The sequence below is a fragment of the Halopseudomonas sabulinigri genome, assembly GCF_900105255.1.
GTDB lineage: Bacteria > Pseudomonadota > Gammaproteobacteria > Pseudomonadales > Pseudomonadaceae > Halopseudomonas > Halopseudomonas sabulinigri.
Map to the genome: position 1 here is coordinate 1315469 of NZ_LT629763.1, position 25925 is coordinate 1341393.

Sequence of the window (25925 nt, forward strand, 5' to 3'; positions counted from 1 at the left end):
CGTTGATCAATCTCAATAAATACAAGGCGTGGGCGCGAATGGGATACGCTGCCAGAGGCGTTATTTATCTCACCATTGGTGCCCTGGCTATTTTATCTGCAACCGGTAACGGTGGGTCTGAGGCAGATAGTAAAGGCGCCATCATGAGCCTTAAAGGCCAGCCCTTTGGCGAAGCCTTGTTGGTCGTGCTGGTGATCGGCCTGGCTGGTTACATCATCTGGCGAGCCATCCAGGGCATAGGCGACGCCGATGATCATGGCACCTCAGCAAAAGGCCTGGCCATACGCAGCGGCTTAATAATCAGTGCTATTACCCATAGCGTGCTGTGTTTCTGGATTATCAAACTATTGCTGCACAACACCGATGACTCCTCTGGGCAGTCCGCGTCTTCCACTGTCTCAGATTATGTGGGCTCGGATGTAACCACCTGGTTGGTGGGGCTGGTGGGCGTTATTGTCATCGGGGTTGGGCTGGCACATCTGTATAAGGGCTATACCTGCGGTTTCAAGAAATACATGGCCTTCCCGGCGGATAAAAGCGCTTGGATGACCCGCGTCTGTCAGTTCGGCCTGATTGCCCGTGGCGTGGTATGGGGCATCGTTGGCTGGGTGGTCCTGCGCTCTGCCATTGTTGCCGGTTCCAGCGATAAAAAAGGCATCAGCGATGCGTTTGAGTGGCTACGCACTTCGCCCTTTGGCACCTGGCTCATCCTGATCGTTGCGGCGGGCCTGTTCGCCTTCGGTGTGTATAGCTTCCTGGAAGCTCTGTATCGCCGAATCAGCAAGTAAAGCGGACCTGACCAAGGAACCGATACATGAAACATGCATTGCTGATCATCAATCCCCATAGCCGCAGCGGACAGGTAACCGCTCTCGACGATGCCATTGAGGTGCTGAAAATCGCAGGCATTGAGGTGACCGTCCGCGAATCCGAGAGCGAGAAGCACCTGGCCTCGCTGATTGAGCAATATGATCGAGACGACGGCATAGTCGTAATCGGCGGGGGCGATGGCACCATCAGTTCGGCGCTCCCCGCTCTGTACCGCTGCCAACGCACCTTCGCTATTCTGCCCATGGGCACGGCCAATGACCTGGCCCGTTCCATTGGCGTACCTGAAGACCTCGCCGGCGCCGCCAAGGTGATAGTCCAAGACAAGCGCAAGCGCGTCAGCCTGGGCCAGATCGACAATGAACACCTGTTTATCAACGTCGCGCACGTGGGCCTTGGGGTGGATGTAACCCACGAACTGAGCTCTGACAGCAAGAAGTTCTTTGGTGTATTCGCGTACCTTGGTGCCTTCCTGCGTGCGCTAAAACGCAACAGGAGCTTCAAGCTGCACATTCAGGCCGAAGGCTGGGATTGCTCAACCAAGGTTATTCATCTGGCGGTAGGGAACGGTCGATATTACGGCGGTGGTAACATCGTTGACGAAAGAGCCACCTTGCTGGATGACGAGTTCTATCTGTTCTTCATCAAGCCCAAACCCTGGTGGCAATTGCTGTTGCTGGGCCCCACGCTGCGCAAGGGCGCGTCCCAGACGACAGAGCACATTGTGCGCAACACAGCGAGGAAGTTCAGCATTCGGACGTCGCATGCCAAGGAGCTGGAAGCCGATGGCGAATTTGTAACGCGCACGCCGGCTGAGTTTGAGCTCATTCCTGAGGCGATAGAAGTCATAGTGGGAGACGTGCCTGAACCAACCACGGGAGCGAATTGATATGTCGATACTGCGTACAGATGAGCAGGTTGATGCCCTGGAGATACTGAAATCAGTCATGAAGACTGCCCACTTCTACCGCGCAATGAGTGAGCAGTTAGCGCAAGAACCTGTTGGCGATCTGCTGGCTGATATCGCCGCGAAGCGGGAGGCCTATGTGGCACCCTTTGAGCAGGTGGTGAAACAGCTGCACGAACTACCTGCCCCACCGGATGCGGACGAGGAGTGGCTCGAGGAGCTGGGAGGTAAGATTGCCAAGTTTCTTTCTGGCGATTCCAAAACCACAGTGCTGGAGAAGTGTCTTGAAAAGGACGATTCGCTCGTTGAGCTGCTCAAGGGGGCTGAGCTGGGTGATAAGGCGCCGGAGTTCAAGCGGTTGATTGATGATCTTGAGGGGCATGTTGCGGAGACCAGGGAGCGTCTTCGCTCTGCCGAGTAGGCGCTGTTTACGCGGTCATTTAAGTCAGGATTTATTTTATCCGTCTTTCGCCGACCATCTGTGTGCAAGTTGATTAGCGTTTTCGCCTCTAGGCGAGTTAGAGGGGAATGCTTGCCCATTCCCCTCTAACAACTCCCCAGGGCACCCAACTGCGCGGCCCTGCGGGTTCGCTGCGTTGCTCGACCTGCCGGGGGCACTTGCAAACTCGCTGCGCTCAGACACCGCAAGCGCCTATTTCCCGTCAGCTCTGCGCTACTCGCCCGCTCAGATGGGATTTTACGGTCCGTCTAGCACCGAGCTTCGTGCTAAAAAAGTCAGAATGTAAGTCGCGTTTCAAATACGCCTAGCTTTTGAAAATAGCTGTCTAATTTAGACAAAGGAGTCACTCATCAACCCCCTAACTCCTATGTGTCCTTTTAAAGCCTCTCGAAATGCATTGTCCTATCGTTCATGTTACAGATAACACGGCCGCCTTTATTCTCTCTAAGATGGCGCCACATATCATAACCCAGTAAAATTGCCTCCTCCCACTGCTTTGTGGTGCAAATTTTAACCTCGAGATTCTTGGTGAGGCTTTTGATCGTTCTGAGTAGTTGGTAATCAACGCCGCCTGCACCATCAAAATAGTTATGTTGGCTTGCGTACTCGAAAACAAGTATGGATATAGCTTCATCAATAACGGCTCCACGACCACCATCTTCCACCTCATCTCTTGTGCTGTCGGAGCGACGCTTGCAACCAAGAAGTTTCCTACAAACCGGGGACCATCCTAAAACGGCGACATAAGAGAGATGAAATATATCGTGAAACCTATAATAATCATCACTATATGCGTTATCTCTGACTTTATCACCGAACTCAATACCGTTAACCCTGACATTCACTACTGATTTCTCATCACTCCCAAAACCCTCTTTGAAATCCGCTACAAATTCACGTGGGAATTGTTCACCTGGCTTGCAATCATCATCAAGAAGCCCGCGATTAAAAGGTAATTGCCCATCTGGGTATAAGTCTTTCCACCGGTCTTTTGTCTTTTTCAGGCTAGATGTCAAAACCTCGCTTAAGGAAATATTCTCTAGTGAAGCTAGCGAAGAAAGATACCAAATAGCATCACCAAGTTCCTCAGTAATCTTCTCATTAAATATTTTATAGCTATCTCCGTCGCGTAGTTGCTTTTTGTATTCCGTCGCAAGCTCGCCAACTTCGCCAGAAAGGCCAAGGAGTGAAATTTGCCGAGCCTTATCTATATCATCCTTGAGCTGAATTGTCTCAGCAGCTTCCGCCTGATACTTGTCCACGTCCATATAAAACCTCCATATCTATATTCCATTTTGGGGGAAAAAAGTACTCAATCGGATCATCATTTCTCTTAAACAGTTGTTTGATCTTTGTACGCCCAGATACTCCCTGCACCTCAGGATGTACGACGCGACAATACTTGTCTGTTTCACAGAAAATATTTTGGATGTCAATATATTGAAGCGGCCTCCCGCCGAGCGTTTGAAAATCAAGCCCAAGCCTCTCGAACTCATACTCCTGACGATCTGTCAGGATTTTAATCAATTCCGCTTCGGCAATACCACTATGAGAAACAAAACATTTACGTATACCGTCTCTAGCACCTGGTCCTGGTATCGTGAACTCCCTTTCTGAAAAATCTGTAATTTCGCTATAATTAAGATCAGTCGTATACTGATATGCCAGAAACCTCCCAATTAGCGGGTAGGACAAAAGAAGTTCATAGGCCTCTTTCATAGTTTTACAGTCCTGGATCTTTTTCGGCAGGTCATCCTTTAGCATGTCGTCCAGCAGCAGCATATGAGCTTGATGCTTTCTAGTAACCCTATATTCTTTGCAGCCTGAGGCCATCATATAAGCATTGGAGTAGAGCACGCGCCCCCGGTTCATCTCTGCATCGAGAAACGTACTGTAATGCTTAACACTGAAGCTTTCTGCTGAAATTGTACCGAATTTCTCCTCAAGGAGCTTCCAAGTGTCGATTTTGTTGAACAGCTTGAAAAGAATAATCCGAAAAAACTGATCTCGGCTTCCGAATGTCTCTTTATAGATGACATCCTTAATTAAATATTGACTAACTCTATCGCAAGCACGATACGCATTAGTAAATTTGTATTTCTGGATAATTTCATCTGAGACCAACTCATTTGACTGTCCGCGCAACCTATTCAAGAAAACTTTTTGTCGCGCATGTGCAAACCTCCAGTACGTGTCGTAAGCAATCGAAGGTTTAATAGGGTCGAGCGTACTAAATGAATAAATATTTTTAGTCATAGGTATTTAAACTTACTTCTATATGGTTTTTTCTATCTCACACTCAATCATAGGAATGAGCAGGAAAAAGCCTAACTCGTTTATCTCTACTCCCAAATTGGTTACATTCCAATATTCAGCGCGAGCAATGTAAAGCCCACCTAACATAGGCTTTCAATTTTGCTCATGCCCTTTGGACCTGCGCATATTTTTGAGTCCCTTTAAAATCAAATGTAGACTCTCATCAACAAAAGGCGTGCACATCAAGTTCCGATATTCTTCTTCTGAGAGACCGACACTGTTAGCCAATTTGGGCAAACTCAATTTTTGCAGCACCCCCACTATATTCTCATAGTTAGCGGCATACCCTCTGGCTCGAGCAACTTTCTGAAGCTCCGCGTAGCCCGAGTTATTAAATTGCTGCCATTCCTCTGACAATGCATTAGGAACATTGTTACCTAGTATAACTTCGCATACATCAGCCACGATACCTCCAAAGCCGCCAAGTAAGTATATTGGCTTCTCAGCGTCTAAAGCGAAAAGGGTTTCTTCCAAGACACCTGGCATTTTCCCTTTGTATGCAAAACGCTTACCCCCTGCACAAATTCTTACGGTAGAAGAATTGATGGATTGTTTGCGCATCTGAGTCAAACATCTTGACCAAATATATAGATTCTCTGGTGTGGTTGGAGCCAAGAAATTTTGATCATCGACCAGTTCGGAAACATCAGGCGGCACTGGGTGCGGGATGGTATTCATCACGCGCGAGTATGTGGCTTGCCATGCGATCACCTCAGGTGAAGCAAGGTGTAACGGCCATGCAAGATGATTTTCAACTACCGGAATATCTGCACCGATGCGGTCCTGGAGAATCATCGCTTCGTCGAGGACAAACTCAGTAAATCCATTTTTACGCAAGTCACCACCGTAAAGTAGCGTTGCTGAACGAGCGAGCAGATGGCGGGATACATCCTGGGCGAGCCGGACTAGTTGGTCTTGATGCAGGTGGTGACTAACGTACCCATCCCCGGCAAAATCCGAGATAGAAATACCTACTCTTTCTTTATACAGAATATTCTTCTCTTCGATATGCCAAAGCGGTGTAAATGCATGCACATCTAAGTCTTTATGCCAGTCTGCTTCATTTGAGTAAACCGGTGGCTCTGGATAACACACATCGCGTTTACCCAAACCCTTATATCCTAAAACCTTGCGAATTTCTGGCGGACGAGAGGTCAGCTCGCAGCCAGCAGGAATCCATTCAAATTCTCGATACGCCTCGAGACACTGCTTTGCATGGAAGAACCTGATAGTTTCAACGATGGTCGACGAAAGAACACGCAAAATGTCATGCTGGGACATCGGTGTTTCTGGAGAAATGTGTACGCAGGGAACATTGGAAGCAGCTGGAAAAACCCGGTCCTCATAATCTTCCAAACAGTTTACAACAACTATAGGGCGGTCGTTCTGCTTTGCACTCAGTATTTCCCTCTGACACCAATAGCGGGATGAATACGCATCACTTTCCAAAGCTAGCAATGTAGAATTCGCTATATGCTTTTCGATTTCTTCATCAAATTGGTAGCCTGGGGAAATTTCCGTGGTATCGAAAAACCGGTGCATGTTTGTATTATCAATAAATCGTTTTATCTCCTCAGCATGGAGCCTCCCTGTACAACCTGTTTTGGCGTGACTAAGAAATATAGATATTGAATGTGCCTTCCCTGCTTGAGTTAAATCTTGGCCATTCAAACCAAATCGATAAACTTCATGCGCAAGAGCTACCACTGCATGGAGACCTCTATCTTCATCAGGCCAATCGAACGCGCGAATACAGTTAATTCGACTCAGCGAACCACCATGAGCTAGGCCACTTTGATCTATAGCTACGGGTATCAAATTCTGGGTATCTGATAATGGAAATCCGTCGATATACCTCCTCCATTTTTGTATACCAAGCGTGTTAACACTCGTAAAAACAAAAATAATATTGTGCTGTGCAAGTGTTTTGGGATAATCCTGAGGCAAATCCAAGCAATTATTTGAACTATAGAAAAATAGCGGAATATTTAGACCTCTTGAGAAAGGCCTATTCTTATCGCGCGCAAACTGAGCCTTTACATTATCGAGGATAGGTTTAACCTGAGCCGTATCTGCTGGATTCCAAACAAAACTAATTGCCATAGGGGGCGTATAGTTAGTTCCCATTAGCGCACCTCTTCAATTTTCTTTAACTTGGCAGAGCGAACATAGTTACCGACGAATGCATAATTTCCTGCACAGCCTATTTTGCGATTAAATATAAAACTGTGCCTTGCAACAGTCATAGAGAAGCCCCCTAAGACACCTTCCCCGTTTTTTGGTCGGCACGCAAATGGGAGTCTTTAAACTGACAAGGATCGGCTACTATAAAGTTTCGATCCGTTCTATTGGCGTCTACTAACGACAATATAATTTCTCGGGCCTCTTCAATATCATCTAAAGAAGATTTTTTACAGTCGCGAATTTTTTTGTATCCAATGCCAACTAAGTCTACAGGCACCGCCTGCTGACCAAAATAGTAAAAGCACTCAGAAACCAGAACTTGATCTGTGCTACCAGTATCTGTATTCAAATTCCATTCATTAACTGATCCATCAGCTAAGCTATGGTGCGAATTTTCTTGAATCCAATTTCCAGCCGCATCTTTGTGATAGATGTTGTCACCTAACATTTGGACTCTGCTACCATTACGAGCGGGCTTCTTCAATACGAAACGGCTATCATTCCAGTATTCTTGAAAACTGAGCTTTTCCGTGACTTTCATTAAATAAATACATTTACGCTTAACCCTTGGCAGGTTGCAACCACCAACCCCCATCACCCAATCGCCGACCTTTGCGGATTTTCGGATTTTCGGTTTACAGGTTGCGAGAGTGCACACTCCGTGGAATGGGTTGGGCGCAAAACCAAAATCCCTTGTAATTGGATACGAGTACAGAAATGAATGTGGTTCAATTAGCACGTTACATTCCCGCCTTGTGATGTCGGGAACGGCGTCCCATCAGGATATTGAAACCCAACCTTCCCTTCTAGCGCATCTATAACTGAATTTGCGCGCCAGCCAACGATTGAAGAGCCATAATCCTTAAGGTTCTCTGGAATCTCAACTTTATCCTTTAAGCCATTTTCATAAACGCCCAATATAGGCTTTCCCAGTCTGTATGCAGTGTCAATTTCCCACTTAACCCAATCTCTCTTATAGGTATCTTTCCCAATCACAACTATGACTTGGCTAGCCCATCGCATCTTCATCCGCAGTAGGCGCTTGATAGTATTATCACTTACTTTTCTCTGATTTAAGCGCTCTTGGTTCTCTGGCTTTGCGCGTATAGAGCTATTCCTAAACTTGTACCCCTTTCCCGCCACCATTGTAGAGAGCCCGTCTACGCTCGCGTCATCCTTATGGTGGTGGCTTACAAATACGTTTTTAATTTTATCTGCCATCTAGAACTCCTCCTTGATTTCACTACTTCAAAAACTGAGGACTTTATGCATTCTTATCAGCAATTAATATGCTGGAGCACAGTTCAGGCGATCTTCTCAGTTTATTCTCCACACCTATCGCGCACTCAATATACTTCTTCTCCAACTGCTAGTTCAAAGCAAATGGGATCCAATGAACATTAGCTCCTTTGGTCAGCTTGGTCGACCTGATTCCTCTAATCTGAATGATTGCGCATACCATGCGGGTTCACGCTTTCGCCAACCCACCGCTAAATTTGACCTAAGGGAACACATCCACCTCCCATCCAAGCTCACCCCGCGTGATCGACAACAGCTGCTCCTGCAACGCGTCGAGTGCGGTAGCAGGGAGACTCACTTGCAAGCGCACCGACTCCCCGTGACTAACGTCGAGCAGCTCGCCGCGGAGCTCGGCTATCAGATTGCGAGCGACACCTTCGTGGGCGTAGGCCAGTTCGCAGTAGAAGGTTTGGGTGGGAATGTGTTCGATTTTTTCGGCTTGCAGCAGGGCTTGGGCTACGGCGTCGGTGTAGGCACGTACCAGCCCACCGGCGCCCAACTTTACCCCGCCAAAGTAGCGCACCACGGTGGCCAGTACGCCGTCCAGTTGTTGATGGCGCAGTACGTCGAGCATGGGGCGGCCTGCGGTGCCGCTGGGTTCGCCGTCGTCTACGGCGGCGCTGTGGCCGCCGGCCAGCAAGGCCCAGCACACGTGGGCGCAACCCGGATGCTCCGCGCGCAATTCGTTCACCCGTGCCTGGGCAGCGGCACGGTCGGCGATGGGTTCGACGCAGGCGAGGAACCGGCTTTTGCGGATTTCCAGTGTATGGGTGACGGGGTGAGCGAGGCTGTACATGGCGTAAGGATAACCCGGCGGCTGAAGGGCATACAGGACAAGACCGGAGTGACGCATCAAGCGGCATAAAAAACCGGGCACAAGGCCCGGTTTTTCGTCACACGCACCGAATCAGAAACTATCCAGCGGCATGTCCAGCGTGGTGCGGTCTGCGCTGCGCAGCACTTCTGCCAGAGCCAGGGGCTTGGGCAGTTCGTAGCGCAGGAAGTACTCGCAGGTGGTCAGCTTGCCTTGGTAGAAAGCAGGCTGGCGGGCGCCGCCGTCTTGCAGGCCTTTGAGTGCGGTTTGCGCCTGGCGCAGCCAGAGCCAGCCGACGACCACGTGACCAAAGCATTCCAGGTACAGATAGGCATTAGCCAGGGCGCGGTCGGGGTCGGTTTTCTTCATGGCTTGCAGGGCGCTGGTGGTTTCTTCCAGCGTGGCCAGGGCGTTGCTCAGCAGCTCGGCGCTGGCTTTCAGCTCAGCAGCGCCGCTGGTGGCCTCGATGGTCGCGCGGATGCGTTGCAGCAGCGCCTGGTAGTGCTCACCACCGGCCATGCTGACCTTGCGGCCCAGCAAGTCCTGACCTTGAATGCCGTGGGTGCCTTCGTGGATCGGGTTGAGGCGGTTGTCGCGGTAGAACTGCTCGACCGGGTACTCGCGGGTGTAGCCGTAGCCGCCGTGTACCTGAATCGCCAGGCTGTTGGCTTCCAGGCAGAACTGCGACGGCCAGGATTTGACGATGGGCGTAAGCAGATCGAGCAGGCCGGCGGCGGCTTCGCGCGCTTCTGCTGTGGGTGCGTGCTTTTTCTCGTCTACCAGGGTGGAGGAGAACAGGCACAGCGACAGGCCGCCTTCAACAAAAGCTTTTTGCGCCAGCAGCATGCGGCGGACGTCGGCGTGCTGAATCAGCGGGATCATCGGCGTGGCCGGGTCGCGCTCGGCCAGCGGGCGGCCCTGGGTCCGGTCGCGGGCGTAGTCCAGCGCGTGCAGGTAACCGGTGTAACCCAGCATGACCGAACCCAGGCCAACGCCGATGCGGGCCTCATTCATCATGTGGAACATGCCGGCCAGGCCGTTGTGCGGCTCGCCGACCAGATAACCGACCGCCCCGCCCTTCTCACCAAAATTGAGCATGGTGGAGGTGGTGCCGCGGTAACCCATCTTGTGGATCAGGCCGGCCAGGATGACGTCGTTACGCTCGCCCAGGCTGCCGTCTTCATTGACCAGGAACTTGGGCACGATAAACAGCGAAATACCCTTGGCGCCAGGCGGCGCGTCGGGCAGCTTGGCCAGTACCAGGTGAATAATGTTGTCGCTCAGCTCGTGGTCACCGGCAGAGATGAAGATCTTGTTGCCGCTGATGCGGTAGGTACCGTCATCCTGCGGTATAGCGCGGGACTTGATGTCGCCCAGCGAGGAGCCGGCGTGCGGCTCGGTCAGGCACATGGTGCCGAAGAAGCGGCCGGCCATCATCGGCTCGGCAAAGCGCTGCTTCTGCTCGTCGGTGCCGTGCGCCATGATCAGGTTGCTGGCGGCGATGGTCAGACCGGCGTAGGCCTGGGTGCTGACGTTGGCGCCCTTGATCAGGCCGATACAGGTTTGCGAGACCACGGCGGGCAGCTGCATGCCGCCGCGCTCGTAATCCTGCGAAGCGGCCATCAGGCCGGTCTCGCGCAGTACTTTCAGCGCTTCTGCCACTTCCGGGCGAATCACGACTTTGCCGTTTTCGAAACGCGGCTCGTCTTCATCACAGGCGTGGTTGTGCGGCGCGAAAGTTTCGCTGGCGACTTTCAGGGCCAGTTCAATGGCGGCATCAAAGGTGTCGCGGCTATGGTCTTCATAGCGCGGGAATTGGGTAAAGCGTTCAATATCCAGCAGCTCATAGAGCAGAAACGCCAGATCGTCGGTGTTGATAATCTTTTGAGACACGGAAAATTCCTCTGGAATTTTTAGCTGCAAGCTTCGTGCGGCGAGCTTTAAGCCAAACCCGAAAAGCGAAACCCGAGCGTGGCCCGGGTTTGCTTGCAGCTTACGGCTGGGGTCAGACGATTTCGAACAGGCCGGCAGCACCCTGGCCGCCGCCGATGCACATGGTCACGACCACGTACTTGACGCCGCGGCGCTTGCCTTCGATTAGCGCGTGGCCAACCAGACGTGAACCGGTTACGCCGTAAGGGTGGCCAATGGAGATAGAGCCTCCGTTGACGTTAAGGTTTTCCATCGGGATGCCCAGGCGCTCGGCGCAGTAGATCACCTGCGAAGCAAAGGCTTCGTTCAGCTCCCACAGACCGATGTCGTCCATTTTCAGGCCGTTGCGCTCCAGCAGACGCGGAATCGCGAAGACCGGGCCAATGCCCATTTCATCAGGCTCGCAACCGGCAACCGCGAAGCCGCGGAAGATGCCCATGGGCTGGATGCCCAGCTGCTCGGCGACCTTGCTGTTCATCACGGTGCAGACAGAGGCGCCGTCAGACAGCTGGCTGGCGTTACCGGCGGTGATGAAGTTGCCCGGGCCACGCACAGGCTGCAGACCTGCTAGACCTTCCAGGGTGGTGCCCGGACGGTTGCACTCGTCTTTTACCAGGTTGACGGCCTGATCGGTGATCTCGCCGGTTTCCTTGTTCTGCACCTTCATGATGGTGTCGTAAGGCACGATTTCGTCAGCAAACTTGCCGCTTTCCTGGCCGGCGGCGGTGCGCTGCTGGCTCAGCAGGGAGTATTCGTCCTGTGCTTCACGGCTGACGTTGTAACGCTGGGCAACGATGTCGGCAGTTTCGATCATCGACATGTAGAGCGCAGGCTTGTTCTGTTTGATCCACTCGTTGGTGCCGTGGAACATGTTCAGCTTGTCGTTCTGGCACAGGCTGATGGATTCAACGCCACCGGCAACGATGGCCGGGATTTTCTCGCTGACGACGCGCTGGGCGGCGATGGCGATGGACTGCAGACCGGAGCTGCAGAAACGGTTGATCGACATACCGGCGGTGGTCACCGGCAGGCCGGCGCGGATGGCCGCCAGGCGAGCCATGTTCTTGCCCTGTGCGCCTTCGTGGAAGGTCGCGCCCAGGATCACGTCTTCAACCAGCGAAGGGTCGATACCGGCGCGCTTGACCGCGTGCTCGATAACGTAGCCAGCCATGTCGACACTGTGCGTGTTGTTCAGCGCACCGCGATAGGATTTGCCCAGAGCCGTACGGGCCGTGGATACGATAACTGCGTCAGTCATGTTGTTGCTCCTGTTGAAATAAATAAATCAGCTGGCTACTCCGAGTCACATACTCAACCAGGCTGGCCCTGCTGTTCACTCCAGTTTTCCAGCGTGTCCCGTGCTGCTCGGTAGGGCTTGAGGCCCATCCAGAGCAGAATAATCGAACCCACGGTAATCACGCTGGCCACGATGAAAATCGAATAACGTACCGCCATGTCGTCCTGGAATACAAAGTCGGTAAACATGGCGACGGCGGTTGGTCCAATACCCAGACCGATCAGGGTAATGGTAAACAGGTAGATTGCCGAGGCCTGGCCGCGCATGGCGTTGGGCATGATCTCCTGAATCGCGGCCGGTGCCACGCCAAAGGGCATGGCCACGGTAAATACGTTGAAGAACATGATAGCCCACAGCAGCGGCATGTTATCAACCAGGTACACCGCGTTGCACAACAGCGTCAGCACGGCGGCCAGCAAACCTACCCGCATGTTGGCATCACGGTAGCCGCGACGCGCCATGTAGTCCGCCAGGCGGCCGCCAAAGACGATACCGGTAGAGCCGGCGACCATTACCAAGCTGCCGTAGTAAATGCCCACTTCACCGGGCGTGAGCCCATGGGTACGAATGAAGAAGGTCGGAATCCAGGCCGAGGCGCCGTACGAGGCGAACGACAGACAGGCGAAGCCGAAGTTGTGGCACAGCACGGCCTTGCGAATGGTCAGCAAGTAGGCGCCGACCTCTTTCAGCGGTACCGCAACGCCGGCGCCCACGCCCTTGCGGGTCGGCTCCTTGATCGCCAGCAGCACCAAGCAGAACATCAGGCCCACAGCGCCCAGCACCAAAAAGATCAGCTGCCAGGGCCGCACTATGCCCAGCACTGGCAGGGTCATCGGGCCCTGGGCGTTGGCCCAGGTCACCACAATGCCGCCCAGCAGAAACGCCATGCCGGCGCCCAGATAAATGCCCATGGCGTACACGCTGATGGCGGTAGCGCGGCGATCCGCAGGGAAACTGTCGGCAATCAGCGAGTAAGCCGCCGGCGACAAGGCCGCTTCACCGGCGCCCACACCAATGCGGCAGAGGATGAAATGCCAATACTGTTGCGCCAGACCGCAGGCGGCGGTCATCAGGCTCCAGAAGGCCACGCCCCAGGCAATCAGGCCACGACGGCTTTTGCTGTCGGCGATGCGCCCCAGCGGAATACCGGCCACCGTGTAGAAAATGGCGAATGACAGCCCCATCAGCAAGCTCATCTGGGTGTCGCTGATGCCCAGATCTGCACGAATGGGCCCCACCAGCAGGTTAAGAATCTGTCGATCAATGAAGGAAAGAACATAGGCCACCAGCAGGATACCCACGGTTACCCAGGCTCTGATGGATGTTGGATAGCGATTATTGTCGATCACGCCATGCTCCTTCATTTTTTACTTGGAATTGTCAGGTCTGGAGACTATCAGGTTCGCACAGCGAAAGTCGATTTCGAAATAAACGCATCATTCAGCACAATGCGTATCCATCAATGCCAGCAATGTGACATTTTGAAACACCCCACAGGGTAGACCCGAAATGCCCCTGCCCTGCCCCTTTCCGACCAGCTGCAAGGGCTTCCCCTGCGGCCGTGCCGAGGCTAGGCTAGCGGCATGCCAACCTCTACCCCGCAAGCACCGCTGATCATGGTCGGCGGTGGCCACGCTCACCTGGTCGCCCTGCGCCAATGGATTGCCAACGGCCAGCGTGCGCCAGCCGGCAGCCTGTTGGTCAACGCCCAACCCTACGCCTGGTATTCCGGCATGCTGCCGGGGCTGCTGGCCGGCCGCTTTACCGCCGCGCAATGCAGTATCGAGCTCGCGCCCCTGGCGGCCGCCTGCGGCATGCAGCTGATCTGCGATGAGCTGTTGGCGCTGGATGCCCACAACCAGGCCATTTTGCTGGCCAGCGGCAAGCGCATGGGCTTTGCCAGACTTTCGCTCAATAGCGGCGCCTTGCCGGTGATCGACTTCAATACCGATGGCAGCCTGCCGCTGGTGGGTGCCAAGCCCTTTCCCGGCATCGTGCAACAATGGCGCACCTGGCAGGCGCAGCCACCCGCGCACCTGGCCATACTGGGCGGCGGCGCCGCCGGGGTCGAGCTGGCGCTGGCGCTGCGTCTGAGCCTGCCGCAAACCACAGTGTCGCTGTTCTGCCGCCACGCCCTGCTGACCAGCCACCCGCTGCGCCTCGCCCGGCTGGCGCGGGCTCGTCTTGGCAAGGCCAACGTAAAGCTGCACGAGAAGCTGCCGATAGAAAGGATTAGCGACGGGCAGTTGTATAGCGACGGGCACGCCGTGGCGCAGCCTGACGCGGTAGTGCTGGCCACCGGCGCCGCTGCAGCTGATTGGCAGGCAACCAGTGGTCTGGAATGTGATGCGCAGGGTTTTATTCGCATCGACGCTCAGTTGCGCAGCAGCCATCCGTGCATATTCGCCGCCGGTGATTGCGCCAGCTTGCCTGATACCCCGCACGCCGGCGTCTACGCCGTGCGCCAGGGGCCGGTGCTAGCCCACAATCTACTGGCAGCGGCGCAAGGCAGCTTGCAGCACTATCAGCCACAGCCGCGCGCACTGGCGCTACTGGCCTGTGGCGATGGCCGTGCGCTGCTGAGTTATGGCGCGCTGGCCACCCAAGGGCGGCTCGCCGGCCAGTTGAAGGACTGGCTGGATCTGCGCTTTATGCGCGCGCACCGTTTGCCCGTGCAAGGCGATTGAATTGCCAGATGGGCGGTGGCCTAATCGCCACGGGGCTGACTTCACAATAACAATGAGCAGTAGCGGCACCTGACGGAACACTTCATGCAAACAGGAATCATCGGCAAGGCGGCCTTGGCCGGCATTCAATTGGGCATGCTGGCCTGGCTCTTTCACAGCCACGGCGGCTACGCCCTGGGCCCGGCCTTGGTACTCTGCGTGGTGCCGTGGCTGGGCCTGCCCTGGCGCTACCCGCCGGCCGATTTGCCCTCCAGTGCCAACGCCGACAGCATCCATTCAGCGGTCGCCGCCGAAGCGGCAACCCATACCGAAAAGGCCGCGCAACAGGCCGCCCGCTTGCAGGCCCTGGCCACAGGCGCAGCGCCATTGCCAGAGCAACTGCAGGCCACGCAAAACGGGTTGCAGCATCTGGGCGCGCTCTACGATCAGGCACAGCATCAGGCCGCCAACGGTCAGCAGCACAACGAACAGCTCCGCCAATCCATCGCCCAGCTGTGTGGCGCGCAGAGCGCGGCACAAGGCGGTCTGCAGGATTGCCTGCGCCAGGCCGGTCTGTTGCGTGATCACAGCGCGGCCAGCCTGCAACTGCTCAGCCAGCTGCAGCAGCAAAGCGCGCGCATCAGCAAGGTCACCCAGGTGATCGATGGCATCGCCAGCCAGACAAACCTGCTGGCGCTGAATGCCGCCATCGAGGCGGCGCGTGCCGGTGAAAGCGGTCGCGGCTTTGCCGTGGTGGCCGACGAAGTACGCGCACTGGCCACCCGCACCACTGCCGCGACCGCAGAGGTAGGCGACATCATCAGTCAGATGGATGAGCAAAGCTCGCAGGTCAGCCACGAGATCACCGCGCTGGACGCCTGCGTGCAAGGGACTGATGCCCTGCTGACTCAATCGGCCGAGCAGGTGCAGCAGGCCAGCCACCTGGGCAATGACCTGCAGGAGGCACTGCGCAGCAGCGCGGAGCACGGCGACCCTGCCCTCTGCGCCGAGCTGTCGGGGCAACTGGCAGCGCTTGAGCAGTTATTGCAACAGAGTGAACAGGCCAGCCACCAGCTGATCGCCGAGCTGAATCAGCTCAGCCATCACTAGCGCCTCAGGGGGCGCCCAAGGCGCTGGCCGATGGCCGATGGCAAGGCCAACAGCGTACGGGCTTGGTCTTCTCCCGCTGCCAGGGCGGCCAGGCAGGCGCTGATCGCCTCGGCATCGTTCTCGCGGCGCAGCGCCGCAAACACAGGCTTGGCCTCGGGATAGGTCAGCCCCAGCATCGACAACCACTGCTTGAGCCGACCCGGCGCATGGCGGTCGACCACGCGCGCGCGGGTCTGCTCGAAAAAATCAGCGATCCACGGCAGCAGCGTAGGCCAGGGCGCCATCTCGGCATCGGCGCCATCCAGCCCGCGAATCTGCCGCGCCAGATCGGGCCGGCGCACCAGTCCGCGACCAATCATCACTTGTTGGCAGCCGCTGACCTCGCGAATCCGGTGGTAATCCTCGGGCGTCCAGACGTCGCCATTGGCGATCACCGGTACCTCCACCGACTCGCGAATCCGCGCCAGCCAGTGCCAGTGCGCTGGCGGCTTGTAGCCATCCATCTTGGTGCGCGCGTGCACGGTAATTTCGCTGGCGCCGCCGGCGGCCAGCGCAGCAGCACACTCCAGGGTCTGCGCGGTATCGCTGTAACCCAGGCGCATTTTGGCGGTGACCGGGATATGCGCCGGGGTTGCAGCGCGCACACTGGCGACAATCTGCTGCAGCAGTTCCGGCTCACGCAGCAGCGAGGCGCCGCCACGGTGACGGTTGACCGTCTTGGCCGGACAGCCAAAATTCAGATCAATCGCCGGCGCGCCCATGCTGGCCAGCAGCGCGGCGTTCTCCCCCATCCAGCGCACATCTGAGCCGAGCAATTGTGGCCGCACCGGTACACCGGTGCGGGTTTTCCAGCCCTGGCTCAGCTCCGGCACGATGCGCTGAATAGTGCCGCGGTTGAGCAGGCCGGTGGTGACGCGAATGAATTCGCTGACGCACCAATCGATGCCGCCAATGCGGGTGAGAATGTCGCGCATCGGCGGGTCGACCAGCCCTTCCATCGGCGCCAGTACTATCACTGGCTTGGCTGACAATACGTCTGCGCCCCGCTGCGTCATGGCGTGATGCCCTGCTCTGCCAGCATGCTCAGCAGCCCGGACTCGTCCAGCACCTGCACACCCAACTGTTCAGCCTTGGCCAGCTTGCTGCCCGCACCCGGGCCGGCGACCACGCAGTGGGTTTTGGCCGACACGCTACCGGCCACCTTGGCGCCCAGACTTTCCAGGTGCACCTTGGCCATGTCACGCGGCATCGCCTCCAGGGTGCCGGTGAGCACCCAGGTCTGGCCGCTGAGCGGCAGGCTATCGGCTTGGGCGCGTTCCGACTCCCAGTGCATGCCAAAGTCACGCAGTTGTTGCTCGATGCTCAGCGCCTGCTCGCGGGCCTGCTCATTCAGCGCAAAGGCACGCAGCTCCTTGATGGCTTTCTCGTTCAGGCGCTCGACCTGTTTGAGATCCAGCCAATCAGCATCGAATATCGCCTGCAAGCTGCCAAATTTGTCTGCCAGACGCTCGGCGCCGGTCTTGGCAATATGCGGAATATCCAGCCGTGCGAGAAACTCGGCCAGCGACACGCTGGCGGCAAATTCGGCGCCCAGCTCTCCGGTTTCCTGCGGGGCCACGCCCCGCGCCAGCAACTGGTCAATCACCTGCTGGTTGTGTTCATCGGCAAAGAAATTGTGAATCTCGTAAGCTACCTCGGCGCCCACATCCGGCAGGTACACCAGCACCTGCGGCAGCGCCTCGCGGATGCGCGCCAGCGAACCGAGCGCGCGCGCCAGCAGCTTGGCGGTCTCTTCACCCACGTCCGGAATACCCAGCGCGTAGATGAAACGCGCCAAAGCCGGTGTGCGGCTGTCGGCAATCGCGGTGAGCAGATTGCGGGTCGAGAGATCAGCAAAGCCTTCGAGCGGCAGCACCTGATCGTAGGTCAATTGATACAGATCAGCCGGCGAGCCGACCAGACCGGTGTCCACCAGCTGCTCGACGCTCTTCTCGCCCAGGCCATCGATATCCATGGCGCGGCGCGAAACAAAGTGAATGATCGACTGCTTGAGTTGCGCTGCGCAGGTTAGCCGACCCACACAGCGATACACCGCGCCTTCGCTGGTGGTTTCCCGCCCCTTGCCGCGCTTGGTCAGCTGGGTACGCTCCACCGCCGAGCCACACACCGGACATTCACTCGGCACATCAATCGGCCGCGCATCCGCCGGGCGCCGCTCGCTGACCACCTGCATCACCTGCGGAATCACATCACCGGCGCGGCGGATGATCACGGTATCGCCGATCATCACCCCCAGCCGGGCAACCTCATCCATGTTGTGCAGGGTAGCGTTGGAAACGGTGACACCCGCCACCTGTACCGGCTTGAGCCGCGCGACCGGGGTAATGGCGCCGGTGCGGCCGACCTGAAACTCCACGTCGAGCAGCTCGGTCAGCTCTTCCGAGGCGGGGAATTTATGCGCAATGGCCCAGCGCGGCTCGCGCGCGCGAAAGCCCAACTCGCGTTGGTAGTCGAGCCGGTTGACCTTGAACACCACGCCATCAATCTCGTAATCCAGCGCAGCGCGGCGCTCGCCAATGTCGCGGTAGTACTCCAGGCAGCCGGCCACGCCCTGCTTGATCTTCAGCTCGCGGCTGATGGTCAAACCCCAGCCCTTGAACGCCTGCAGAATGCCTTCCTGAGTTGCCGGCAAATCACCTTCCACGCGACCAAAGCCGTAGCAGCAGAACTCCAATGGCCGGCTGGCGGTAATCGCCGGATCGAGTTGGCGCAGGCTTCCGGCCGCGGCATTACGCGGATTGGCGAAGGTCTTGCTGTCGTTGGCGCGCGCGGTCTCGTTCAGCGCCTCGAAACCGGCCTTGCTGATGAACACCTCGCCGCGTACCTCCAGCACTGCCGGCCAGCCTTCGCCGCGCAGCTTGAGCGGCACATTGCGGATGGTGCGCACGTTGCTGGAAATATCCTCGCCGGTGCTGCCGTCGCCACGGGTGGCGCCGCGCACCAGCAGGCCATTCTCGTACAGCAGGCTGACCGCCAGACCGTCGAGTTTGGGCTCGCAGCAGTACTCGACGTCTTCCCCGCCGCCAAACAGATCGCCCGCTGGAAGATCCAGGCCTTCGCGCACCCGGCGATCAAAATCCAGCATGTCCTGCTCGGCAAAGGCGTTGCCCAGACTGAGCATGGGCACCTCATGCTGCACCTCGCCAAACCCGCCCGCCGGCGCGCCGCCTACCCGCTGGGTAGGTGAATCGGGGGTTATGAGATCAGGGTGTTGCGCCTCAATCGCCTTGAGTTCATTAAACAGGCGATCGTACTCGGCATCCGGAATGGCCGGCTCGTCCAGCACGTAATAACGGTGGTTATGCTGCGCGATTTCCTCGCGCAGCGCCAAGGCGCGGTCGGCGGGGGTGGTGTGCTGGGTCATGGGTAACCGGCGGTATTGGGAAACAGGGAGGTAATTGTAACCGGGCCAGCCGCTGCGGCAAACGCAGTGGCTGCAAACTATAAGCTGCAGGCTTAGAGTCAATAGCCACAGCGCAGTGCAGTTTGGGTTTGGGGCTTCACTTGAAGCTTGAAACTTGCCGCTTGAGGCTGGAAGGCAGGCGCCTTCCAGCGCTGTCTTTAGCGCCTGAGGCTGTAGTGCCGGCGTTCAAACTCGGCAATACGCTGACGGTAATGCTCAATGGTTTGCGCCGTGAGCACACTGCGCTGCTCATCTTTCAGATCGCCACCCAGCTCGTGGGACAACTTGCGCGCAGCGGCAATCATCAGGTCCAGCGCCTGCTTGGGATGGCGGGGACCGGGCAGGCCCATGAAGAAGCTGACCGCACGTACGTAACCGCTGTCCATCTCATCCAGGTCAAATATGCCGGGTTTCAGCGCGTTGGCCATGGAGAACAGCACATCGCCGTTGCCGCTCATGCTCTCGTGGCGGTGGAATATGTTCATATCGCCGAAGCGCAGGCCGCTTTCCAGAATGCTCTGGTGCAGCGCCGAGCCAAGGAAGCCCTGTTCGTCACGCGCCACCACGTTGATCACCAGTACTTCCTCTACCGGCAGGGATTCTTGCTCGGGCTTGGGTTCCGGATTGGTTGCGCTGTCGGGCTTGCGCGGCTTGCCCGGTTTGGCTGCCGGTTTCTGCGCAACTGGGTCGACCAGCACTGGCGGCTCTTCAAGATCAAGGCCCACCTGCTCTGGCTCGTGCCAATCGGTCTGCGGCTGTTGGTCAGCAACGTCGTCCAGCGCCGAGCCAAACGAGGGTTCTTCACGTTCATGCCGGCCACCAACCACACGTGGCGGCCCCAGCAGCTCATCGCTGCCCGCTTCGTCTTCCGGCAAGTCGCTGAGGTTGCGTTCCAGTTTGAAGCGAATGCGCGAACGCCCGCCCATGCGGCGCCAGCCATCAAACAGAATGCCGGCGATGACAAGAAGGCCGATAATGAAAAGCCACTCACGCAAACCGAAATCCATGAATACCCGTTCCTGTTGTCACAATTCTGTTTGGGGCCAAGGCCCGCCTGTTATCTGGCCGGATGCTAGCATGCCCGTCGCCAACTTTACACTGCCGCCAGTGCTGCCGCCTCTTCCACGTCGACTGTGACCAACCTGGAACAACCGGGTTCATGCATGGTCACGCCCATTAACTGATCTGCCATCTCCATCGCAATTTTGTTATGTGTGATGTAGATAAACTGGACCCGTGACGACATTTCCTTGACCATGCGCGCGTAGCGCCCCACGTTGGCGTCGTCCAGCGGCGCGTCAACCTCATCGAGCATGCAGAACGGCGCGGGATTGAGCTGGAAGATGGAAAACACCAGGGCAATCGCGGTCAACGCCTTCTCGCCACCCGAAAGCAGGTGAATGGTGCTGTTCTTCTTGCCGGGCGGCCGCGCCATGATGGTCACGCCGGTATCCAGCAAATCATCGCCGGTCAGCTCCAAATAGGCATTACCGCCGCCGAACACCTTGGGAAACAGCGCCTGCAAGCCGTGATTGACCTTGTCGAAGGTTTCCTTGAAGCGGGCACGGGTCTCGCGGTCGATCTTGCGAATGACCTGCTCCAGCGTATTCAGCGCCTCTTCCAGGTCGGCATTTTGCGCATCCAGATAGCGTTTGCGCTCTGACTGCTGCTCATATTCCTCAATGGCCGCCAGGTTGATCGCGCCCAGGCGCTGGATGCGCGCATCGAGTTGCGCCAACTGCTGTTCCCAGTCGGCCTCGCTGGCGCCTTCCGGCAAGGTTTCGATCACGCCGTTCAGGTCGTAGCCGGCTTCCAGCAACTGCTCCTGCACACCCTGACGGCGGGTTTGCAGGTCGCGCGCGGTCAGCCGCTGTTCGTCCAACTGCTCGCGCAATACCTGCGCCTGCTGCTCGGCCTGCACGCGGCGGGTTTCCTGCATGCGCATCTGCTGATCGACGCCTTCCAGCGCTTCGCGCGCGCGGCCAAGCTCGTGCTCTACTTCAACGCGCTGCTCCAGCAGGGTTTCCAGCTCAATGCGCTGATCGTCTTCCGGGGCCTGGCTTTCTTCCAGGGTCATGCGCAGCTGTTCGCGGCGTTCGCCCAGGCGCTCGACCTGCAACAACTGCCGCTCCAGCCCCTGCGAGGTACTGTTCTGCTGCGCGCGGAGTGACTGCACGCGCAAGGCCAACTGGTGCGAGCGGTCCTTCTGCTGACGGCCTTGCTGGCGCGCCTGATCCAGTGTTGCGCGTGCTTCGTCACGCTGGCGCAGCAGGGCTTCGCGCTGCCCGGTGTCTTGCTCCATGCTGTCGAGCGCGGCTTGCAGGGTCAGCCGCGCCTCACCAATTTGCTCAAGCTCGTCGCTGCGCTGCAGTTTGATGTCTTGCAGGTCATCGCCGATACGCTGGCGCCGCGCAGTTATCTGCTCCAGCCGCACCTGTTTGGCTGACCACTGCGCTTTCAGGTCGCCCTGCTGGCGACCCAGGCCGGCAATCGACTGCTGCAGGCTTTCGCGTTTTTGCTCCAGGCTGCGAATGCTGTCGCGCAGATCGCCCAAGCGCTGCTGGCTGCTATCGAGCGCCAGCTCCTGCTGGCTGAGCAGCGCCTGCAACTGCTCCATTTCCTGTTGCCGCGCCAGCACGCCGGTCTCGCTGGCTTCGCCACGCCGGTAGCGCAGCCAGTTGGGCCCAAGCCAGTGGCCCTGCGGGGTAATCAGCGATTCGTGTGCTGCCAGCTGATCGCGCTGCGCCAGCGCATCAATCAGGTTTTCGACCGGCCGTATACTGCCCAGCCAAGGACTCAGGTCAAGCTTCGAGGTAACCTTGTCGAGCAGGCTGCCGGGCGCAACGTGGCCGGCACTGCGTGAATCCAGCAGGCGTAGCTTGCCCTGCTCAAAGCCGGCCAGGGCATCGCCCAGCGCGGCCACGTCATCCAGACAGACTGCCTGCAAGTCGTCCGCCAATACGGTTTCTACCGCCTGCTCCCAACCGCTGGCGACCTGAATCTGCTCCGCCAGTTGCCGTCCGCCAGCCAAGCCTTGCGCAGCCAGCCAGTCGCCAACGTCGCTGCCCTGATCCAGCGCTGCTTGCTGCAGTGCCTCAAGTGACGCCAGCCGCCCGCTGCCGCGCTGCATCTCACCGCGGCGAATATCCTGCTCCTGCTGCAGGGCGTTGAGATTGTCGCGCTCGTGTTGCAGTGTCTCGCTGACATCAGCGAGGGCCAGCTGATCACCCTCACCGCGCATCTCCAGCTCGGCCAATTGTTCGCCCAGTTCGGCCAACTCGTCATCCAGCGGCCCGGAGCTCAAGCCACTGCGCTCATCCTCAAGACGCTGAATGCGCTCGCCCAGCCGCTCGATGGACTGCTCCATGTGCCGGATGCGCGATTGCTCCACTTCGGCCTGCTGACGCGGTACGGCGGCTTGCTGGTTGAACTGCTCCCAGGCCTGCTGCCAGCTTTGCATGGTCTCTTCTGCGGTCTGCAGCGCAATGGCGGTATCTTCATCGGCGGCACCGGCCAGTTCCAGCTCGGGTTCCAGTTCTGCCAGTTCATTCTGCAGGTCGGCGAGCAGCGCCTGATCCTGGGTCAGGTGGCTCTGCGCCTCCTGCCAAGCCTGTTCGGTTTGCTCGATATCATCGTGCAGCTGACGCTGGCGATCATGGTTGAACTGCAGAATCTGCTCGATGCGGCTGATATCGGCGCCCAGGCTGTAAAACCGCGCCTGAACCTGGTTGAAGCGCTCGTTCAGGTCTGAATGCTGGTCACGCTGCTTCTCGATTTCGCTGTCGGCGTTGCGCTGCTCGGCAATCAAGGCTTCCAGCGCCACTTCCAGATCACGCACGCGGTGCTCGCGTTCGCCGGCCTGCTGGTTGAGGGTCTGCCAGCGCAGGGCCTGCAGCTGCGCCTTGAGCTGGCGCTCCTCGGCCTTGTACTCCTTATACTTCTCGGCGGCCTGCGCCTGCCGATGCAAGTGGCCCAGCTGGCGCTCCAGCTCGTCGCGCAGGTCGGTCAGGCGCGCGAGATTGTCGTGGGTGCGGCGAATGCGGTTCTCGGTTTCGCGGCGACGCTCCTTGTACTTGGAGATACCCGCGGCCTCTTCAATAAACAGGCGCAGCTCATCGGGCTTGGCCTCGATCAGCTTGGAGATCATGCCCTGTTCGATGATCGAGTAGCTGCGCGGGCCCAGGCCGGTGCCCATGAAGATGTCGGTAATGTCGCGGCGGCGGCACTTGGTGCCGTTGAGAAAATACTGGTTCTGCGCCTCGCGGGTCACGCGGCGGCGGATGGAGATTTCGTTATAGCCGGCGTACTCGCCCTGCAGGGTGCCGTCGCTGTTGTCGAACACCAGTTCGATCGAGGCCTGGCCGACCGGCTTGCGGGTATTGGAGCCATTGAAGATGACGTCAGTCATCGATTCGCCGCGCAGGTTCTTGGCCGAGCTTTCACCCATTACCCAGCGCACTGCATCAATGATGTTGGACTTGCCGCAGCCGTTCGGCCCCACCACGGCTCCCATGTTGGTCGGGAAGTACACGGTGGTGGGGTCCACGAAGGATTTGAAGCCTGCCAGCTTGATGCATTTCAATCGCATGGGTGAGGCGTGTCCTTGCTCTGCTCGGCGGTTGCTGCAGCATCTGGCTGCCGGCAACAGAATAAACCCGCATTTTTACCCGCTCTGCCGCGCAAAGAGAAGCCCCGTACGCCAATTAGCCCTGCATTCACCCGGTAGCCAACGGCGGATATCTGCGGCAAACTCTTGCGCCCACGCTTAAACCGCAATGAGAACACCCCGCCCATGCCACTTGATCCAGACCTGAACGGCCTGTACAGCAAGTTGATGAACGAAGAGGACGCCCGGGTCTGCAAGGACATTCCGGACGGCGCCTGTACCGATGTACCGCAGAACTTCTTTCGTCAGGTGCTGGCCAATACCCTGACCAGCCTGGGCGACACCCTGACCAATCCAAAAACCACACTCGCCTGGCTGCTGGGCGTAGTGGGCGCGCCAGTCGCGCTGATCGCCTGGCTGGTACCGATTCGCGAATCCGGCTCCATGCTGCCGCAGTTGTTCATCGCGTCGTACGTGCGACGCTTCCCTTACCGCAAGGGCACCTGGATCATCGGCAGCCTGCTGCAGGCCCCTGCCTTGCTGGCAATGGGCGCGGTAGCCTGGCTGACCGAAGGCACGCTGGCGGGGGTACTGATCATCCTGTGCCTGATTGTGTTCAGTCTGGCGCGCGGGCTGTGCTCGGTGGCCAGCAAGGATGTGATCGGCAAGACAGTTCCCAAGACCCGCCGCGGGCGGCTCAACGGCCTGGCCACCAGCCTCTCTGGCTGGCTGGCGCTGGCCTTCGGCGGCTATTGCCTGATCTGGCCGCCGCAGGACGACGACACCTTGTTCTACGCCAGCCTGCTGGTCGGCTCCGCGCTGCTCTGGGTACTGGCGGCACTGGTCTACCGCAGCATCGACGAGTCGCCCGGCGCGACCGATGGCGGTGGCAATGGCCTGCGCGAAGCTATCGGCCGCATCAGCCTGCTGCGCGACGACAAACCCTTTCGGCGCTTCGTCATCACCCGCGCACTGCTGCTCTGTTCCGCGCTCTCAGCGCCCTACTACGTGGTCCTGGCGCAGGACCTGGAAGCCAGTTTCGGCATGCTGGGCGCCTTTCTGGTAGCCAACGGCCTGGCCAGCAGCCTCAGCGCCATGGTGTGGGGCCGGATGTCGGACAAGTCGAGCAGGCAGGTGATGATTCGCGCCGCCTTCATTGCCAGCCTGCTGGGGCCACTGGTGATAGCACTACACAGCTTTGCGGTGTTGCCGGAGGGCCTGCAGGCCTGGCTGTTTCCTGTAGCGTTCTTCATTCTTGGCATCGCCCACAGCGGCGTGCGCGTGGGCCGCAAGACCTATGTGCTGGACATGGCTGGCGGCAGCAAACGCACCGACTACGTAGCAGTCAGCAACAGCGCCATAGGCTTGATTCTGCTGGCAACCGGGCTGTTCGGCCTGCTCGGCTCACTGATTGGCGCTGCGGGCATGCTGCTGCTGTTGTCCGGCATCGGTCTACTCGGTGCGCTGCTGGCGTTCAGCCTGCCGGAAGTGCAGCAGGACTGAGGCCAACTGCCGCGAGAATTGCGGCTAATTAGCCTGCACCCAATCGCGCGCCGCGTCGGTCTGATTTGAGGGAAACACGCGCACGTCGATCGAGCTGAACAGCTTGTCGGCCACGCTGGCCATTTTTTCCAGCCAATGCCGATCAGTCACCACGGCCTCGCGCTCGAAACGCCCCCAGTTGCTCAGGCCGTATTTCATGTCCTTGTAAAAGGCCTCGACCGAGATGCCGTCGAAGCTGGGCATTTCCACGTAGAGACGCACCCTGGGGTATTTTGCCAGGCCCACCTCGATCAGCTCGATGGCCTGATCCAATACCTCGGCGGTGATTTTACCTTCGATGCGAAAGCCCACCACGCGGTCGTCGGCGAACGGGATGGAAGTCAACATGATTCACCTCTCCTGCCTGCCGTGCAGGCGCTGAGTGCGACAACAACCCAACCACAACAGGGCCCTGGGGGCCACGCTGGCAGTGCAACCGACGCGCGGAGCATTGGTTGCACTGCCTCTGATTTGGACAAGAGCGCCGTGATCGGGTTCAGT

At 57.8% G+C, this 25925-nt stretch carries 19 protein-coding genes and 1 pseudogene; 6 read left to right on the plus strand and 14 right to left on the minus strand.

All coding sequences use genetic code 11. The features are described 5' to 3' along the window. The first annotated feature begins 2 nt into the window (after positions 1-2). Genes BLU26_RS05850 through BLU26_RS05860 form a run of 3 tightly spaced genes read left to right on the plus strand, consistent with a single transcriptional unit; the run spans position 3 to position 2156 of the window. On the plus strand, positions 3-788 hold the full coding sequence (locus BLU26_RS05850) for a DUF1206 domain-containing protein (RefSeq protein ID WP_197674538.1): 786 nt from the start codon (positions 3-5) through the stop codon (positions 786-788). Positions 789-814: 26 nt separating this feature from the next. Continuing rightward, positions 815-1717, plus strand: a complete 903-nt coding sequence (locus tag BLU26_RS05855; RefSeq protein WP_092284726.1) for a lipid kinase — start codon at positions 815-817, stop codon at positions 1715-1717. Position 1718: 1 nt separating this feature from the next. Continuing rightward, positions 1719-2156 (plus strand): hypothetical protein, encoded by a 438-nt coding sequence (locus tag BLU26_RS05860; RefSeq protein WP_092284728.1) that lies wholly within the window; start codon positions 1719-1721, stop codon positions 2154-2156. A gap of 416 nt (positions 2157-2572) precedes the next feature. Here BLU26_RS05860 and BLU26_RS05865 read toward each other — a convergent pair whose 3' ends face one another. The 9 genes from BLU26_RS05865 to BLU26_RS05905 all read right to left on the minus strand — a co-directional run bounded on the left by BLU26_RS05865 (position 2573) and on the right by BLU26_RS05905 (position 13386). Beyond that, a complete protein-coding gene (locus BLU26_RS05865; RefSeq protein ID WP_092284730.1) occupies positions 2573-3463 on the minus strand; it encodes a nucleoside triphosphate pyrophosphohydrolase family protein in 891 nt (296 codons plus the stop codon). Continuing rightward, on the minus strand, positions 3429-4451 hold the full coding sequence (locus BLU26_RS05870; protein ID WP_092284732.1) for a nucleotide kinase domain-containing protein: 1023 nt from the start codon (positions 4449-4451) through the stop codon (positions 3429-3431). The genes BLU26_RS05865 and BLU26_RS05870 overlap by 35 nt, the downstream gene beginning before the upstream one ends. 153 nt (positions 4452-4604) lie before the next feature. Then, positions 4605-6638: a TIR domain-containing protein gene (locus BLU26_RS05875; protein ID WP_092284734.1), complete on the minus strand. Its 2034-nt coding sequence runs from the start codon at positions 6636-6638 to the stop codon at positions 4605-4607. Between the two features lie 130 nt (positions 6639-6768). After that, a complete protein-coding gene (locus BLU26_RS05880) occupies positions 6769-7434 on the minus strand; it encodes an Nmad2 family putative nucleotide modification protein (RefSeq protein WP_092284736.1) in 666 nt (221 codons plus the stop codon). After that, the gene (locus tag BLU26_RS05885) at positions 7428-7916 is read right to left on the minus strand and encodes a TIR domain-containing protein (protein WP_172830642.1); all 489 of its coding nucleotides are present in this window, start codon (positions 7914-7916) and stop codon (positions 7428-7430) included. Before BLU26_RS05885 ends, BLU26_RS05880 begins: the two co-directional genes overlap by 7 nt. Positions 7917-8196: 280 nt before the next feature. Then, positions 8197-8790 (minus strand): IMPACT family protein, encoded by a 594-nt coding sequence (locus BLU26_RS05890; RefSeq protein WP_092288383.1) that lies wholly within the window; start codon positions 8788-8790, stop codon positions 8197-8199. Between the two features lie 111 nt (positions 8791-8901). Continuing rightward, complete coding sequence (locus tag BLU26_RS05895) at positions 8902-10701, minus strand: acyl-CoA dehydrogenase (protein ID WP_092284738.1); 1800 nt, start codon at positions 10699-10701, stop codon at positions 8902-8904. A gap of 112 nt (positions 10702-10813) precedes the next feature. Next, a complete protein-coding gene (locus tag BLU26_RS05900; RefSeq protein ID WP_092284740.1) occupies positions 10814-11998 on the minus strand; it encodes an acetyl-CoA C-acyltransferase in 1185 nt (394 codons plus the stop codon). A 53-nt stretch (positions 11999-12051) separates the two neighbouring features. Next, on the minus strand, positions 12052-13386 hold the full coding sequence (locus BLU26_RS05905; RefSeq protein ID WP_231702012.1) for a spinster family MFS transporter: 1335 nt from the start codon (positions 13384-13386) through the stop codon (positions 12052-12054). Between the two features lie 234 nt (positions 13387-13620). Between BLU26_RS05905 and BLU26_RS05910 the strand changes: the two genes are divergently transcribed. Both BLU26_RS05910 and BLU26_RS18870 read left to right on the plus strand, forming a co-directional pair. After that, positions 13621-14724 carry an FAD-dependent oxidoreductase gene (locus BLU26_RS05910; RefSeq protein ID WP_092284744.1) on the plus strand — a complete coding sequence of 368 codons (1104 nt, stop codon included), beginning with the start codon at positions 13621-13623 and terminating at the stop codon, positions 14722-14724. Positions 14725-15342: 618 nt separating this feature from the next. Further along, positions 15343-15813: pseudogene (locus BLU26_RS18870) on the plus strand (methyl-accepting chemotaxis protein); the annotation flags it as partial. Here BLU26_RS18870 and BLU26_RS05920 read toward each other — a convergent pair. From BLU26_RS05920 to smc, 4 genes are all read right to left on the minus strand, one after another. Beyond that, a complete protein-coding gene (locus tag BLU26_RS05920; protein ID WP_092284747.1) occupies positions 15810-16868 on the minus strand; it encodes a tRNA dihydrouridine synthase in 1059 nt (352 codons plus the stop codon). The pseudogene BLU26_RS18870 and the gene BLU26_RS05920 sit on opposite strands and share 4 nt — an antisense overlap. Beyond that, a complete protein-coding gene (ligA, locus tag BLU26_RS05925) occupies positions 16865-19237 on the minus strand; it encodes an NAD-dependent DNA ligase LigA (RefSeq protein ID WP_092284749.1) in 2373 nt (790 codons plus the stop codon). The genes BLU26_RS05920 and ligA overlap by 4 nt, the downstream gene beginning before the upstream one ends. A gap of 197 nt (positions 19238-19434) precedes the next feature. Continuing rightward, positions 19435-20283, minus strand: a complete 849-nt coding sequence (gene zipA, locus BLU26_RS05930) for a cell division protein ZipA (RefSeq protein WP_092284751.1) — start codon at positions 20281-20283, stop codon at positions 19435-19437. A gap of 86 nt (positions 20284-20369) precedes the next feature. Then, a complete protein-coding gene (smc, locus tag BLU26_RS05935; RefSeq protein WP_092284753.1) occupies positions 20370-23864 on the minus strand; it encodes a chromosome segregation protein SMC in 3495 nt (1164 codons plus the stop codon). A gap of 204 nt (positions 23865-24068) precedes the next feature. Between smc and BLU26_RS05940 the strand changes: the two genes are divergently transcribed. Further along, on the plus strand, positions 24069-25385 hold the full coding sequence (locus tag BLU26_RS05940; RefSeq protein ID WP_092284755.1) for an MFS transporter: 1317 nt from the start codon (positions 24069-24071) through the stop codon (positions 25383-25385). Positions 25386-25409: 24 nt separating this feature from the next. Here the strand turns inward: BLU26_RS05940 and BLU26_RS05945 are convergent, their stop codons facing one another. Further along, positions 25410-25772, minus strand: a complete 363-nt coding sequence (locus BLU26_RS05945; protein WP_092284757.1) for a SpoIIAA family protein — start codon at positions 25770-25772, stop codon at positions 25410-25412. Between the last annotated feature and the right edge of the window lie 153 nt (positions 25773-25925).

Bases quoted from the DNA above. Each gene is read 5' to 3' on its own strand.
- BLU26_RS05885 (WP_172830642.1), bottom strand. From the start codon at position 7,916: ATGGCAGATAAAATTAAAAACGTATTTGTAAGCCACCACCATAAGGAT.
- BLU26_RS05890 (WP_092288383.1), bottom strand. From the start codon at position 8,790: ATGTACAGCCTCGCTCACCCCGTCACCCATACACTGGAAATCCGCAAA.
- BLU26_RS05870 (WP_092284732.1), bottom strand. From the start codon at position 4,451: ATGACTAAAAATATTTATTCATTTAGTACGCTCGACCCTATTAAACCT.
- smc (WP_092284753.1), bottom strand. From the start codon at position 23,864: ATGCGATTGAAATGCATCAAGCTGGCAGGCTTCAAATCCTTCGTGGAC.
- BLU26_RS05855 (WP_092284726.1), top strand. From the start codon at position 815: ATGAAACATGCATTGCTGATCATCAATCCCCATAGCCGCAGCGGACAG.
- BLU26_RS05900 (WP_092284740.1), bottom strand. From the start codon at position 11,998: ATGACTGACGCAGTTATCGTATCCACGGCCCGTACGGCTCTGGGCAAA.
- BLU26_RS05865 (WP_092284730.1), bottom strand. From the start codon at position 3,463: ATGGACGTGGACAAGTATCAGGCGGAAGCTGCTGAGACAATTCAGCTC.
- BLU26_RS05910 (WP_092284744.1), top strand. From the start codon at position 13,621: ATGCCAACCTCTACCCCGCAAGCACCGCTGATCATGGTCGGCGGTGGC.
- ligA (WP_092284749.1), bottom strand. From the start codon at position 19,237: ATGACCCAGCACACCACCCCCGCCGACCGCGCCTTGGCGCTGCGCGAG.
- BLU26_RS05945 (WP_092284757.1), bottom strand. From the start codon at position 25,772: ATGTTGACTTCCATCCCGTTCGCCGACGACCGCGTGGTGGGCTTTCGC.
- BLU26_RS05920 (WP_092284747.1), bottom strand. From the start codon at position 16,868: ATGACGCAGCGGGGCGCAGACGTATTGTCAGCCAAGCCAGTGATAGTA.
- BLU26_RS05940 (WP_092284755.1), top strand. From the start codon at position 24,069: ATGCCACTTGATCCAGACCTGAACGGCCTGTACAGCAAGTTGATGAAC.
- BLU26_RS05860 (WP_092284728.1), top strand. From the start codon at position 1,719: ATGTCGATACTGCGTACAGATGAGCAGGTTGATGCCCTGGAGATACTG.
- zipA (WP_092284751.1), bottom strand. From the start codon at position 20,283: ATGGATTTCGGTTTGCGTGAGTGGCTTTTCATTATCGGCCTTCTTGTC.
- BLU26_RS05875 (WP_092284734.1), bottom strand. From the start codon at position 6,638: ATGGGAACTAACTATACGCCCCCTATGGCAATTAGTTTTGTTTGGAAT.